The organism is Noviherbaspirillum sp. L7-7A (assembly GCF_019052805.1).
GTDB lineage: Bacteria > Pseudomonadota > Gammaproteobacteria > Burkholderiales > Burkholderiaceae_D > Noviherbaspirillum_A.
On the sequence record NZ_JAHQRJ010000003.1, the window covers coordinates 105,971 to 119,537 of the forward strand.

Here is a 13,567-nt window from a genome sequence, read left to right on the forward strand (position 1 = left end):
ACCCCAAGGTTTACTCGAAACGGTTACGCAGCTTTCCGATGCCGCCGATCTCGACCTCGACGATGCTGCCGGGCTTCATCGAACCCACGCCGACAGAGGTGCCGCACAGGATCATGTCGCCGGGATAGAGCGTCATGTCGCGTGAAATCATGCTGACCAATTTTTGTACCGGAAACACCATGTCATTGACCGGGTAGTCCTGCCGCACCTCGCTGTTGAGCATGGTGCGTACAACCAGCATGGCGGGGTCGAGGCCGGTGGCCACCACCGGGCCGAACGGACAGAAGGTATCGAAGCCCTTGGCGCGCGCCCACTGGGGGAAAGTTGGGTCACGCTGAATGATGTCGGCCACGGTAACGTCATTGGCGCAGGTGTAGCCAAACACATGGGCGAGCGCATCTTCCTCGGCAACGTCGCTGCAGGTCTTGCCAATGATGACGCCCAGTTCGCCTTCGTAGACGACCTTGCCTTCATCGCGCGGCTTCCTGATGGTCTCGCCGGGATTGAGGTAGGAATTGGACGACTTGATCAGATAAAGCGGCTCCTTAGGCGGCGGCAGTTCAAGCTTGCGGCCAAGTGCATGGAAGTTGTTCCAGAGCGCGATGACCTTGCCCGGCACGACGGGGGTGAGCAACTTGACGTCGTTCATCGTCGTCGAGAGATCGGTCGGGATGGGGTCGACCATCATGTCGCCTTCGAAGATCCGGATTTTCTCGCCTTCCAGCGTACCGAAGCAGACTTGACCTTGATGCTGAAACCGCAGCCAGCGTTGAATCATTTGATTGTCCCCTAATAAGCCGGCAGAGAGCTACGCATGGCACGGATGCGATGCGCTCGACCTTTAATGATGGTGCTGGGCACGGAGCGGACTCAGGGTCCGCTGCAACAGGCCCAAGCATGAATGAGCATGCTTTTATTGTGTGAGAAGGCCCTGTCCAGTGCCTTGACCACGGTTAAGTTTCCAAATTTCCTCTCCCGTGGTGCAGCATGGACGAGCTCCGGCTCAATGCCCGACCTGTGGCTGCTGTATTTCCGCCCAGTTGACGGTGTGTCTGGTACTGCCCGGGATCAGCAGGGTCTCGTAGCAGCGGCCCTTCGCGGCAGTGATGGCTTCGACGAGGAAGTCGGCGTCATAGGCCTTGAGCAGGTGGGCCTGGTGCTGGCGCAGATAGGAAAGCAGATGGGCCTTTTCCTGGCTGGCCGGCAGCGCGCTTTCGTAGTGGTCGGCATCCCAATGCCATTTGAGGCCAAGTTCATGGAATGCGGCGTTGTAGGCGCTGCGGTGGATGTCGGCTTCCTGTGCGGTCGTGTCGGTGATGTGAGCGGTGATCATTGATGTCTCCTTATAGAATTTCTGATTTCTGGCCATGCCGCGGGTTCAGCGGCCGAATGGCTCGGGTTCTAGACGCCGATCTCGTGCTTGTGCACTTCCGCCCAGTCGACCATGCAGGCATCATGGCGACCGCAGGCGAGAATCAGTTCGACGCGACGGTCCTTTGCCGCCTGTATTGCGTTGACCAGGAAATCCACGTCATAGGCAGTCAGCAAGTGCGGCTGGTGGTTCTCGATATAGCGGCGGATATGGGCACGCTCTTCTTCCCTTGGAATCGGCGCATGGTAAATGTCGGCGTCCCAGTGCCAGCGCAGGCCCAGCTCGTAGAAGGCGGCGTTGTAGGCGCTGCGTTGCACCTCTACAGGGGTAGGCATGGCAACGGTGCTGCAAGTGATATCGGTCATGGCTTGCTCCTTGTGATCTGCAATGGGTTGTAGGGCAACGTCGCGATATCGACGTCGTTGAAGCGCATCGTAGAGCCAGCGATGCATTAGGTATAGTTAAAGTTTTTATGCATAATGATTAACGATCATTTATACATGGACGTTGGCCGCTATGAAGAACGCTACCCTGCGACAGTTGAAAATCTTTGAAACGGTGGCGCGTCACCTGAGTTTTTCGCGTGCTGCGGAGGAGCTGCACCTGACGCAGCCCGCGGTATCGACCCAGGTTAAGACGCTACAGGGCCATGTTGGCCTGGTGTTGTTCGAGCACCTGGGCAAGCGGACTTACCTCACGCCTGCGGGTGAGGAACTGCTGCGCTACAGCCGCGAGATCATTCGCCAGTTCGAAGAGGCGGAAGAAGCGCTGACCCAGTTCAAGGGCGTTACCGGCGGCAAGCTCAATGTCGCCGTCATTAGCGCCGGGGATTATTTCTTCCCACGGCTGCTAGTTGAGTTTGCGCGCCGGCATGCCGGTGTCACGCTCAACCTGAGCGTTCATAACCGGGAAAAACTGCTGGGCGACATCGCCAACAACATGACCGATCTGGCGATCATGGTCAGGCCGCCCGAAGACATGGACACCCTCAATGAAGCATTCGCGCCGCACCCGTACGTGATCGTGGCGCCGCCCGATCATCCGTATGCGAAGCGCAAGAGGATCACGATGGCGATGATCAAGCGCGAGCCTTTCGTGGTCAGGGAAAAGGGCTCAGACACCTGGAACTCCATGGTCGAAAGCTTTGGCAAGCACATCGATGACCTCAACATCGCGATGGAAATCCAGAGCATCGAGACCATCAAGCAGGCAGTGATTGCGGGCATGGGTATCAGCTTCCTGTCCGCGCACACTATCAGCTTGGAATTGCAGGCGGGAAGCCTGACAGTGCTCGACGTGCAAGGCTTCCCGATGATGCTGAACTGGTATGTGGTGCACCGCCGCGGCAAGCGCTTGCCCCCGGTCGCACAGGCCTTCCGCGATTTCCTGATGAGCGATGGCGCGGCGTTGATACAGCGTTTCATCGGCTATGCGCCCGGCCGATGAAGACATGCTACGAAGCAGCTTTTCCCATGCCGAGTCCATGCTGCTGACTGCCGGAAAGTGCCGATTTATTCATCTTGTGGAAATTGACCTCGGTCAATGAGAAGGAAATGGCCTCATCGCTATGATGCGGCTACTTAATCGGGGCATGCAGGCAGCCAAGCAAGGCCTGCACCGACGAGTCGACACGGGCATGCGTTCAAGAATAGCCTGCGAACACCTAGTGCGCGACCTAATCGAGCGCGCCAACTTTTCGACCGAATCCCACAGGAGCAAGCATGTCTTCAGTACTGAAAAAGACCGAGACCGACGAGACCACCCTGCTGAAAGAGCAGAGCCAGGAGGCAGGCCAGGCGCAGGGCGCGGACGTTGCCGAGCAGACCGACGGCTTCCACGTGCTTCTCGATGCATTGAAAGCCAATGACGTCGAGACCATTTACGGCCTGGTCGGCATCCCCATCACTGACCTGGCCCGCCTGGCGCAGGCCGAGGGCTTTCGCTTCATCGGCTTCCGCCATGAAGCCAATGCCGTCAATGCCGCCGCCATCGCCGGCTACCTGACCAAAAAGCCCGGCATCGCCATGACCGTTTCCGCACCCGGCTTCCTCAACGGCCTGGTCGCGCTGGCCAATGCCACCGTGAACTGCTTCCCCATGATCATGATCTCCGGCTCCTCCGAGCGCGAGATCGTTGACCTGGCCCAGGGCGACTATGAAGAGCTCGACCAGCTCAATGCCGCCAAGCCTTATGTGAAGGCCTCCTACCGCATCAACCATATCGAGGACATCGGCATCGGCGTGGCGCGCGCCATCCGCGCTGCCGTCTCCGGCCGTCCCGGCGGCGTCTATCTCGACGTGCCGGCCAAGCTGCTCGGCCAAGCCATGGATGCCGCCGCCGCCCAGCGCTCCATCGTCAAGGTGGTCGACCCGGCACCGGCCCAGCTGCCCGCACCCGACGCCATCGCCCGCGCGCTGGACGTGCTGAAGAAGGCCAAGCGCCCGGTCATCATGCTCGGCAAGGGCGCCGCCTATGCCCAGGCCGATGCCGACATCCGCGCCTTTGTCGAGCGCACCGGCATCCCGTATCTGGCCATGTCCATGGCCAAGGGCCTGCTGCCCGACAACCATCCGCAGGCTGCCATCGCCGCCCGCTCTTACGCCCTGAAGGAAGCCGACTGCGTCATGCTCATCGGCGCGCGCCTGAACTGGCTGCTCTCGCATGGCAAGGGCCCGACCTGGGGCGGCAAGGACCACAAGGACTGGGCACAGAAGAGCTTCGTGCAGATCGATATCTCGGCACAGGAGATGGACTCCAACGTGCCCATCGATGCACCCCTGGCCGGCGACATCGGCTCCACCGTCTCGGCACTGCTGGCCGCGATCGACCAGACCGGCTTCGACAAGCCCGATGCTGCCTGGACCGGCGCCATTGCCGAAAAGCGCGATGCCAACGTCGCCAAGATGGCCAAGACCCTGTCGGCCAAGTCCGCGCCGATGAACTTCATGACCGCGCTGTCGGCCATGCGCGATGTGCTCAAGGACAAGCCCGATGTCTACCTCGTCAATGAAGGCGCCAACACGCTGGATCTTGCGCGCAGCGTGATCGACATGATGGAGCCGCGCAAGCGCCTGGACTCCGGCACCTGGGGCGTCATGGGCATCGGCATGGGCTATGCCATCGGCGCGGCGGTGACCAGCGGCAAGCCGGTGGTGGCGCTCGAAGGCGACTCGGCGTTTGGCTTCTCGGGCATGGAAGTCGAGACCATCTGCCGCTACAACCTGCCGGTGACGGTGGTGATCTTCAACAACAACGGCGTCTACAAGGGTTGCGATGTCAACCCCACCGGCGGCGCCGACCCGGCCCCCACCGTGTTCGTCAAGGGCGCGCGCTACGACATGCTGATGCAGGCCTTTGGCGGCGAGGGTTCGACCGTGAACACGCCCGAGGAACTGTCGGCGGCGCTGGCGCAGGGCATCAGTTCGGGCAAGCCCACGCTGATCAATGTGGTCATCGACGAGAACGCCGGCACCGAGAGCGGACGCATCACCCATCTGAACCCGCAGAGCGCAGCCAAGAAGAAGTAAGCACGCAACGCATCCGAGCACACCAGAGAACAACCGAGACACTCAAGGAGATAGACACATGGACAAACCGCTGCAAGGACTCAAGATCATCGACTTCACCCACGTCCAGGCCGGCCCGGCCTGCACCCAGATGCTGGCCTGGTTTGGCGCGGACGTGATCAAGGTCGAGCGCCCCGGCGCCGGCGACGTTACCCGCAGCCAGCTGCGCGACATTCCCGATGCCGACGCGCTGTACTTCACGATGCTCAACTCCAACAAGCGCTCGCTGACGCTGGACACGAAGAAGCAAGAAGGCAAGGACGTGCTGGAGAAGCTGATCAAGGAGTCCGACGTGATGGTGGAGAACTTCGGTCCCGGCGCGCTGGACCGCATGGGCTTTACCTGGGAGCGCATCCAGGAACTGAACCCGAAGATGATCCTGGCTTCGGTCAAGGGCTTCTCCGAAGGCCATCACTATGAAGACCTGAAGGTCTACGAGAACGTGGCGCAGTGCGCCGGCGGCGCAGCCTCGACCACCGGCTGGTGGAAGGGCGAGAATTCCGAGCCGACGATTTCGTCGGCGGCGCTGGGCGACTCCAACACCGGCATGCACCTGGCCATCGGCATCCTGACGGCCTACATCGGCCGCCAGAAGACGGGCCGTGGCCAGAAAGTGGCGGTATCGATGCAGGACGCGGTGCTGAACCTGTGCCGGGTCAAGATGCGCGACCAGCAGCGGCTGGAGCGGGTGGGCTACCTGGAAGAGTATCCACAGTATCCGCACGAGATGGAAGCCTTTGCCGACAAGGTCACGCCGCGCGGCGGCAATGCCGGCGGCGGCGGCCAGCCGGGCTGGATCCTGAAGTGCAAGGGCTGGGAGACCGACCCGAACGCGTACATCTACTTCACGGTGCAGGGCCATGCCTGGGAGCCGATCTGCGACGCGCTGGGCAAGCCGGAATGGAAGACCGACCCGGCCTATACGACGCCGAAGGCTCGCCAGCCGCACATCAACGAGATCTTTGCCACGATCGAGGACTTCATCAAGGACAAGACCAAGTTTGAGGCGGTGAACGTGTTCCGCAAGTTCGACATCCCGTGCGCGCCGGTGCTGTCGATGAAGGAACTGCTGGTGGACGAGTCGCTGCGCAAGTCGGGCTCGATCGTGGAAGTGGAGCATCCGGTGCGCGGCTCGTACTTCACCATTGGCAGCCCGATCAAGTTCTCGGACCTGAAGCCGGAAGTGACGGCGTCACCGCTGCTGGGCCAGCACACCGACGAAGTGCTGGAAGAGCTGGGCTACAGCACGCAGCAGATCGCTGCGATGCATGAGGCCAAGGCGGTGTAAGCAGCACCCTGCCCTATCTCCAGAATCGCGTCCGGCTTCCAACCAGGGGCCGGACGTTTTTTTATGACTAAAACTACGGGAGGGACGCCATGGAAACATCCATCGACTTTGAGCAATTGCTCAAGGCCATAGGCGACGGCGTGGTCGTGGCTGACGCCAGGGGCAACATCATATTCTGGAATGCGGCGGCCGAGCGGATCTTCGGCTTCACCGAGCAGGAAGCCATCGGCAAATCGCTCGACCTGATCATCCCGGAACGGCAGCGACAGCGTCACTGGGATGGCTATCAAAAGACCATGGACACCGGGCAAACCCGCTATGGCCATGATTTGCTGCGGGTGCCTGCCCTGCACAAGGAAGGGCGGCCGCTATCGATTGCGTTCACGGTGGCGATGCTCTACACGCCGGATCATAAAGTGTCGGCCATCGTCGCTGTCGTGCGTGATGAGACTGCGCGCTGGACGGATGAGCGCGACATGCGCAAGCGCATCGCGGAGCTGGAAGCGAGTCAGAAGCAGGCCGTTTGAGGAAATTACCGTAATTAAAAAAGCCCGCAGCAAGCGGGCGTTTTTTCCGAAAGGCCAGGGTTAGACGCCTGAACCCGATACCGCAGCAAGCCTGGCGCTGCGCACCGGCCGGCCCAGGTTCTTCTCGTACAGGGTAGCAATCATGTCGGACTGGGTGACCATGCCCACCAGGCGGCGCTCCTCGTCCACAACAGGAATCGAATGCAGGCCGGCGTCGGACATCAGCGGCACCAGTTCAACCACAGGCTGTTTCTCATAGGCGGTGCGCACATCTGTGTGCATGATCTGTCCCACGACTTCAGGCTTGATCGAATGGGTATGGCGTATCGGCTGCAGCAGGCGCTGCAGGCCATGCCCGAGCCGCGCATATTTCCCGGCCTTGGCATGCGCGATGAAGTCCGCTTTGGTGATAATGCCTATGACGCGATTGCCACGGTCAACGACAGGCAATGCGGTCAGCCGGTGCTTGTGCAGCATGTCCCACGCCTCCTGCAACTCGCTGCCGAACATCACGCTGCGCACATCGCGCGACATCACATCGGCGCAGCGGGTAATGCCGAAGCGCCGCTGATAGGCCTGCATCTCGGTTTCGACCAGAATGGTCTGCAGATCTTCCCGGCTGATGTCGAGCACCTGGTTATAGCGCGCCAGCACGGCGTCCAGGTCTTCACTCGTGATGCCAAGGCGGGCGGTCGGGATCGGATCCCGGGTCTCATGCCGAGTGGCCGGGTCAGCTTGCACCCGATGGGGGTAGCGCCTGCCGGTGGCATTGTTGTAGAACAGTGCCGTACCCAGCAACAGCAGCGAATTCAGGGCAACCGGATAAAGGATGAACTGGTAGCCCATCGCATGGATCGCAGGGCCACCCAACACCGCGGTCAGCGCCACGGCGCCACTGGGAGGATGCAGGCAGCGCAGCATGAACATGGCGGCGATGGCAAGCGATGCGGCCAGCGCGGCGGCCAGCAGCGGCGTGCCGATCAGCTTGGCGCAGGTCACGCCGATCAAGGCGGCCACCAGATTGCCGCCGATGATGGACCATGGCTGCGCCAGCGGACTAGCTGGCACGGCGAACAGCAACACGGCGGATGCGCCCATCGGCGCTATCAGCAACATCGCATTGGCGGGATCGGGAAGGATGACATAGGTGCACAGGCCGGTAAGGATGAGGCCGAACAAGGCGCCCGCGCAGGCGCGCATCCGCTCGAAGCGGTCAGTGGTTCCGGGAGCGGGCAAGAGGCTGGACAGGAATTCGATTTTCATTCGTATTCTTTGAAAGACGTGGCTTCGAGGCTGGCGGACAGGCTGAAGATGTCATGCCGGCCGCCTGCAGCTTGTCGCCGAGGGAAACCCTGCACACGGCAAGCGGCGGAGCAGGTTTGTGGCCGTCGCAGCCCAGGACCTATGCGATTGCCATCCCTGACTGCAACGCCGGCGTCGGCCAGGGAGGCTGCGGCCGTTTCCTTCACTGGCGGAATTCATTGTATGAAATCAGGGCTGTTTGTCACATTGACCATGGTCAAGCATGAAAAAATTGGGCAGTGACCGCGGGCTTTCGGGCAGCGGCAAGTAAAAAGCCCACGCAGGCAAAGCGTGGGCTTGAACGTGCCCGGCGAGCGGGCACATGAATCTGTGGATCTTTTGCGGACAACGGGCTCGTCGGCCCACACCAGCAAACGCAACTGCAGAGGCTGCTGGTATAGGCCAAACGCCCGCTAGCAGTGAACCACGCCGGATCCGTCGCAACGGGAACAGGCTTCGGTGCCAACACCGTGGCAGGAAGGGCACCTGGCCGGCTCAGGGCTTTCGCCTGGCGCCATGTTAACGATCGCCTCGCTGTTTTCCTTTGCGACCTTTCCTGTTCCCTTGCATCTGTGACATTGAAGTATGCCGCTGCCATTGCACTTTGGACATGCCGCCATGATCGTCTCCTTAATCTAATGTTCGACTACCTACGTCTGATTGCATTCGATGCCGGCCCGTTCCCGGCCATCGCTCCCCATCCTGCATCCTGAACAGATCAGGCCGCAGCCATAAGCCGCCGCACATGCGCCGCCGTGCCATTGGCCAGGCCTTCCATGCTATATCCCCCTTCCAGTACTGACACGACGCGGCCCTTGCAAGTGGCATCGGCGATCCGCATCAGCTCATCGGTTATCCAGCGAAAATCATCGTCCTGCAATTCAAGCGACGCCAGCGGGTCCAGATGGTGGGCATCGAACCCGGCCGAAATGATGAGGAATTCAGGCGCGAAGTCGCGCAATGCCGGCAGGATCTCGGCCTCGCTCCTGGCCCTGAACTGGGCAGAGTCGCAGCCGCGCGCCAGCGGCAGGTTCACGATGTTATGGTCAACCCCGGTTTCATTGCGGCTTCCAGTGCCGGGATAGAAGGGCGACTGATGGCTCGACGCGTAGAACATGCCCGGCTTGTTGTAGAAGGCCGCCTGGGTGCCGTTTCCATGGTGAACATCGAAGTCCACCACGGCAACCCGCGTCAGGCCATGGCGCTCGGCCGCATAGGCCGCCGCAATCGCGGCCTGGTTGAAGACGCAAAAGCCCATTGCCCGGTCGGGCTCGGCATGGTGGCCGCATGGCCGGGTTGCGCAGAATACATTGTCGACTTCGCCGGCCATCACCGCGTCGACGCCGGCGCAGGCAGCGCCCACGCAGCGCATGACGGCTTCCAGCGAACCGGGCGACATCACGGTGTCGCCGCCGTCCAGCACCAGGTAACCCCGGCTCGGCGCGTTGTCCATGATTTGGTCGATGAAGTCGGCGTCGTGAATCAGCGCCACCTGGTCCCGCGTGCCCAGCGGCGCGTCCTGCCACTGCAGCGCTTCGAAGCCCGGCGCCTTCAGTGCCGCCAGCACGGCGCGCAGGCGCTCCGGCGACTCGGGATGCCCTGGCCCGGGCTTGTGTTCCATGCAGGCGGCATGGGTATAGATACGTGTGGTCATGGCGATGCATGCCGGCGCTTGCGCGACCGGCATTGCCTCCTTTCAGCTAACCGGTCCAGGGCATGGGGTGCCGGAGTGGCTAGTCCCATCGCTGGCCGGAGAAAACAGAAAATACGAAACTCAATGGGCATGCGCGGCCAGCTCTAGCAATTCGGGCTCGAACACCATTCTTTCCTTCCCGGTCAACAGCAGGAAGTGCTTGCCAGTGCAGCGGGTCAGCAGCGACATGCCCAGCTGCTGCGCCACCATGTGGCCCATCTGGGTCGTTCCCGAGCGCGACAGCAGGAAGGGAATTCCCATCTGCGCGCCCTTGATGACCATCTCGGAAGTCAGCCTGCCGGTGGTATAGAAGACCTTGTCATCGCCGTGCACGCCATCGAGCCACATCAGGCCCGAGATCGCATCGACCGCGTTATGGCGGCCCACGTCCTCGACGAAATAGATCAGTTCGCCTTTCGCCGAAAACAGCGCGCAGCCGTGCACCGAGCCAGCCTGCTTGTAGATCGATTGCTGCAAGCGGATGGTGTTGACGATGCTGTACAGCACAGACTGACGCAGCCGCGCATGGGGCGACAGCACGATGCGGTCGACCTCATCCATCAGCCCGCCGAACACCGAGCCTTGGCCGCAGCCGGTAGTGACCACCTTGCGGGCAGTGCGCTCCTCGATATCAGCGATGCCGTTGACCGTTGTGACGGCCACGGCATCGACGGACCAGTCGACCTGCACCGAGCGGATCTCTGAGATGTCCTTCACCAGGCGCTGGTTACGAAGGTAGCCCAGCACCAGCGCCTCGGGCGCGCCGCCCAGCGTCATCAGCGTGACCAGCTCGCGCTTGTCGACATACACCGTCAACGGCCGCTCGGCCGGTATTGCAATGGTGCTGGCCCTGCCCCGCTCGTCCAGCACGTCGATGTCGTGGGTCAGCGTGGCGGCGGCATTGGAAAGGAAGGGAAGATGCTTCATAGCAGCGAAAGCGGATCCGCTTCCCGGTTACGGACCAGTAGTCCTTCAAGAGGACGGCCTTGCCGGCTGGTTTCCACCGCTTCCAGGGCCTGGCCACCGCCATAACTGCTCTGGGCCGGCGCCTCGCCACCCGCCGTGATCCGGATCGCGCAGTACTTGAACTCCGGTATCTTGGCGAACGGGTCCAGCGCGGAATTGGTGAGCCGGTTGATTGCGGCCTCGTAATAGCAGAACGGCACGAACACGCCGCCGCGTGGCGAGCCTTCATCGGCACGGGCATACAAGGACACTTTGCCGCGGCGGGATTCGATCGTGATCAGGTCGCCGGGCAGGATATTCATCTGCGCCAGGTCCAGCGGATGCACCAGCGCCACCGGGTCCGGCTCGAGTGCGTCAAGCACCGTGGCGCGCCGGGTCATGCTGCCGGTATGCCAGTGCTCCAGCTGGCGGCCAGTGATCAGAACCATCGGGTAGTCATGGTCCGGCCGCTCGGCCGCCGGAATGATATCCGCCGGCACGAAGCGCGCCCTGCCCGATTCACGCGGGAAGCTGTCGACGAACACTACCGGGTCGCCCGCATCGCCTTCCTTGCGGCAGGGATAGGTCACCGCATTGTCGCGTTCCAGCCGCTCCCAGGTAATGCCGGCAATGCTGGGCATGGTGTGGCGCATCTCGTCGAAGACTTCCGACACATGGCCGTAATTCCAGTCGAGCCCGATGCGGCGCGCCAGTTCCTGGATAATCCACAGGTCGGGCTTGGCCTGGCCCGGCGGATCGATGGCCTGGCGTCCCATCTGCACAAGGCGGTCGGTGTTGGTGAAGGTGCCGGTCTTCTCCGAGAAGGCTGTGGCGGGCAGGATTACGTCAGCCAGGTAGGCAGTCTCGGTCAGAAAGATGTCCTGCACCACCAGGTGGTCGAGCGCGGCCAGCGCTTCGCGGGCATGGTTGGCATCGGGGTCGGACATTGCCGGGTTCTCGCCCATCACATACATGCCGCGGATATCGCCATGCTTGATCGCATGCATCACTTCCACCACAGTCAGGCCGGGCTTGCTGTCCAGCGTGCCCGCCGGCACCTTCCAGGCCTGCTCGAAACTGGACTGCACTGCTGGATCGGACACATGCTGGTAGTCCGGATACATCATCGGGATCAGGCCGGCATCGGACGCGCCCTGCACATTGTTCTGGCCGCGCAGCGGATGCAGGCCCGTGCCGGGACGGCCGATCTGGCCCGTCATCAAGGCCAGCGCAATCAGGCAGCGGGCATTATCGGTACCATGCACGTGCTGGGATACGCCCATGCCCCACAGGATCATCGACGACTTCGAGGTTGCATACAGCCGCGCCACGTAACGCAGCGTCTCGGCATCGATGCCGCAGATCGGCGCCATCTTCTCCGGGCTGTATTCCGCCACGTTGGCTTTCAGCTCCTCGTAGCCTATGGTGCGGCTTTCAATGAAAGCCTGGTCCACCAGGCCTTCTTCAACGATCACATGCATCATCGCGTTGAGCATGGCCACGTCAGTGTCGGCCTTGAACTGCATGTAGCGGTGAGCGAAGCGCGCCAGCTCCGAGCGGCGCGGGTCGCAGACGACGAGCTTGCTGCCATTGGCTACCGCATTCTTGATCCAGGTCGCCGCCACCGGATGGTTCACGGTCGGGTTGGCGCCGATGATTACGATGACCTCGGCCTTGGTCACATCCATCACCGGGTTCGATACCGCGCCCGAGCCGATGCCTTCGAGCAGCGCCACCACCGAGGAGGCATGGCACAGCCGGGTGCAGTGGTCGACGTTGTTGCTGCCAAAGCCGGTGCGCACCAGCTTCTGGAACAGGTAGGCTTCCTCGTTGCTGCCCTTGGCGGAACCGAAACCGGCCAGCGCGCCCTTGCCATGGGTATCGCGGATGTTGCGCAGGCGGCCGCCGGCGAAGTCCAGCGCTTCTTCCCAGGTCGCTTCGCGGAACACGTCCATCACCCGGTCCGGGTCCATGGTGAAGTCGCCGGTCTTGGGCACGCCTTCGCGCCGGATCAGCGGCATCGTCAGGCGATGCGGATGATGGGCATAGTCGAAACCATAGCGGCCCTTGACGCACAGCCGGCCATGGTTGGCCGGGCCGTCGCGGCCTTCGACATACAGGATCTTGTTGTCCTTGACGTTGTAGGTCAGCTGGCAACCCACGCCACAATACGGGCAGACCGAGTCGACCTGCTTGTCCGGCACCGACAGCGCGGCCTCGCGCGCGGGCATCAGTGCGCCGGTCGGGCAGGCCTGCACGCATTCGCCGCAGGCGACGCAGGTGGAGTTGCCCATCGGGTCGTCCATGTCGAAAACAATCTTTTCCGCCTGGCCGCGCAGCGCCAGGCCGATCACGTCATTCATCTGCTCGTCGCGGCAGGCGCGCACGCAGCGGGTGCACTGGATGCAGGCATCGAGATTGACGGAAATGGCCGGATGCGACAGGTCGGGCGCGACACGGGCCCGCGGCTCGAAGCGCGGCTTGCCGACCGCCAGTTCCTCGGCCCATTCATCGACTTCATTGTGCAGCGTGTAATCGGCTTCGGGCATGTCCGACTGCAGTAGCTCCAGCACCATGCGCTGGGAGTGTTGGGCGCGCTCGCTGTCGCTGCTGACCTGCATGCCCGGCGTTGGCCGGCGGCAGCAGGAAGGCGCCAGCGCCCGCTCGCCATTGATCTCCACCATGCAGGCGCGACAGTTGCCGGCCGGGTCCATGCCAGGCTTGTAGCACAGCCGCGGTATCGATACGCCTTCGCGGTCAGCCACTTCGATGATGGTGTCGGTTACGAAGGCAGTGACTGGCTGGCCATTCAGCGTGAACTCGACCACTGGCGCATCGAGCTGGGCAATTTCATTACGGGTAATGGCATTCATG

General features: G+C 62.1%; 11 protein-coding genes. 4 read left to right on the forward strand and 7 right to left on the reverse strand.

Annotated elements, in window-relative coordinates; genetic code table 11:
* Positions 1-10 precede the first annotated feature (10 nt).
* From KTQ42_RS22035 to KTQ42_RS22045, 3 genes are all read right to left on the reverse strand, one after another.
* Positions 11-778, reverse strand: coding sequence for a fumarylacetoacetate hydrolase family protein (locus KTQ42_RS22035; RefSeq protein WP_217347765.1), 768 nt, complete (start codon positions 776-778; stop codon positions 11-13).
* A 225-nt stretch (positions 779-1,003) separates the two neighbouring features.
* Positions 1,004-1,333: a hypothetical protein gene (locus tag KTQ42_RS22040; protein WP_217347766.1), complete on the reverse strand. Its 330-nt coding sequence runs from the start codon at positions 1,331-1,333 to the stop codon at positions 1,004-1,006.
* A 68-nt stretch (positions 1,334-1,401) separates the two neighbouring features.
* Positions 1,402-1,737, reverse strand: coding sequence for a hypothetical protein (locus KTQ42_RS22045; RefSeq protein WP_217347767.1), 336 nt, complete (start codon positions 1,735-1,737; stop codon positions 1,402-1,404).
* 151 nt (positions 1,738-1,888) lie between these two features.
* On the opposite strand from KTQ42_RS22045, the gene KTQ42_RS22050 reads away from it, so the two are divergent.
* The 4 genes from KTQ42_RS22050 to KTQ42_RS22065 all read left to right on the forward strand — a co-directional run bounded on the left by KTQ42_RS22050 (position 1,889) and on the right by KTQ42_RS22065 (position 6,753).
* On the forward strand, positions 1,889-2,818 hold the full coding sequence (locus tag KTQ42_RS22050; RefSeq protein ID WP_217347768.1) for a LysR family transcriptional regulator: 930 nt from the start codon (positions 1,889-1,891) through the stop codon (positions 2,816-2,818).
* 275 nt (positions 2,819-3,093) lie between these two features.
* Positions 3,094-4,899, forward strand: coding sequence for an oxalyl-CoA decarboxylase (oxc, locus tag KTQ42_RS22055; RefSeq protein ID WP_217347769.1), 1,806 nt, complete (start codon positions 3,094-3,096; stop codon positions 4,897-4,899).
* Between the two features lie 58 nt (positions 4,900-4,957).
* Positions 4,958-6,226 carry a formyl-CoA transferase gene (gene frc, locus KTQ42_RS22060; RefSeq protein WP_217347770.1) on the forward strand — a complete coding sequence of 423 codons (1,269 nt, stop codon included), beginning with the start codon at positions 4,958-4,960 and terminating at the stop codon, positions 6,224-6,226.
* 89 nt (positions 6,227-6,315) lie between these two features.
* On the forward strand, positions 6,316-6,753 hold the full coding sequence (locus KTQ42_RS22065; protein WP_217347771.1) for a PAS domain-containing protein: 438 nt from the start codon (positions 6,316-6,318) through the stop codon (positions 6,751-6,753).
* A gap of 60 nt (positions 6,754-6,813) precedes the next feature.
* Here KTQ42_RS22065 and KTQ42_RS22070 read toward each other — a convergent pair whose 3' ends face one another.
* From KTQ42_RS22070 to fdhF, 4 genes are all read right to left on the reverse strand, one after another.
* The gene (locus KTQ42_RS22070) at positions 6,814-8,016 is read right to left on the reverse strand and encodes an HPP family protein (RefSeq protein ID WP_217347772.1); all 1,203 of its coding nucleotides are present in this window, start codon (positions 8,014-8,016) and stop codon (positions 6,814-6,816) included.
* A 757-nt stretch (positions 8,017-8,773) separates the two neighbouring features.
* On the reverse strand, positions 8,774-9,709 hold the full coding sequence (locus KTQ42_RS22075) for a histone deacetylase family protein (RefSeq protein WP_217347773.1): 936 nt from the start codon (positions 9,707-9,709) through the stop codon (positions 8,774-8,776).
* Between the two features lie 120 nt (positions 9,710-9,829).
* Positions 9,830-10,675 carry a formate dehydrogenase accessory sulfurtransferase FdhD gene (locus KTQ42_RS22080; RefSeq protein ID WP_217347774.1) on the reverse strand — a complete coding sequence of 282 codons (846 nt, stop codon included), beginning with the start codon at positions 10,673-10,675 and terminating at the stop codon, positions 9,830-9,832.
* On the reverse strand, positions 10,672-13,566 hold the full coding sequence (gene fdhF, locus KTQ42_RS22085) for a formate dehydrogenase subunit alpha (protein ID WP_217347775.1): 2,895 nt from the start codon (positions 13,564-13,566) through the stop codon (positions 10,672-10,674). Before fdhF ends, KTQ42_RS22080 begins: the two co-directional genes overlap by 4 nt.
* Position 13,567 lies beyond the last annotated feature (1 nt).

Excerpts from the sequence above, each read along its gene's own strand:
- KTQ42_RS22035 (WP_217347765.1), bottom strand. The coding sequence starts at position 778 with ATGATTCAACGCTGGCTGCGGTTTCAGCATCAAGGTCAAGTCTGCTTC.
- KTQ42_RS22040 (WP_217347766.1), bottom strand. The coding sequence starts at position 1,333 with ATGATCACCGCTCACATCACCGACACGACCGCACAGGAAGCCGACATC.
- KTQ42_RS22045 (WP_217347767.1), bottom strand. The coding sequence starts at position 1,737 with ATGACCGATATCACTTGCAGCACCGTTGCCATGCCTACCCCTGTAGAG.
- KTQ42_RS22050 (WP_217347768.1), top strand. The coding sequence starts at position 1,889 with ATGAAGAACGCTACCCTGCGACAGTTGAAAATCTTTGAAACGGTGGCG.
- oxc (WP_217347769.1), top strand. The coding sequence starts at position 3,094 with ATGTCTTCAGTACTGAAAAAGACCGAGACCGACGAGACCACCCTGCTG.
- frc (WP_217347770.1), top strand. The coding sequence starts at position 4,958 with ATGGACAAACCGCTGCAAGGACTCAAGATCATCGACTTCACCCACGTC.
- KTQ42_RS22065 (WP_217347771.1), top strand. The coding sequence starts at position 6,316 with ATGGAAACATCCATCGACTTTGAGCAATTGCTCAAGGCCATAGGCGAC.
- KTQ42_RS22070 (WP_217347772.1), bottom strand. The coding sequence starts at position 8,016 with ATGAAAATCGAATTCCTGTCCAGCCTCTTGCCCGCTCCCGGAACCACT.
- KTQ42_RS22075 (WP_217347773.1), bottom strand. The coding sequence starts at position 9,709 with ATGACCACACGTATCTATACCCATGCCGCCTGCATGGAACACAAGCCC.
- KTQ42_RS22080 (WP_217347774.1), bottom strand. The coding sequence starts at position 10,675 with ATGAAGCATCTTCCCTTCCTTTCCAATGCCGCCGCCACGCTGACCCAC.
- fdhF (WP_217347775.1), bottom strand. The coding sequence starts at position 13,566 with ATGAATGCCATTACCCGTAATGAAATTGCCCAGCTCGATGCGCCAGTG.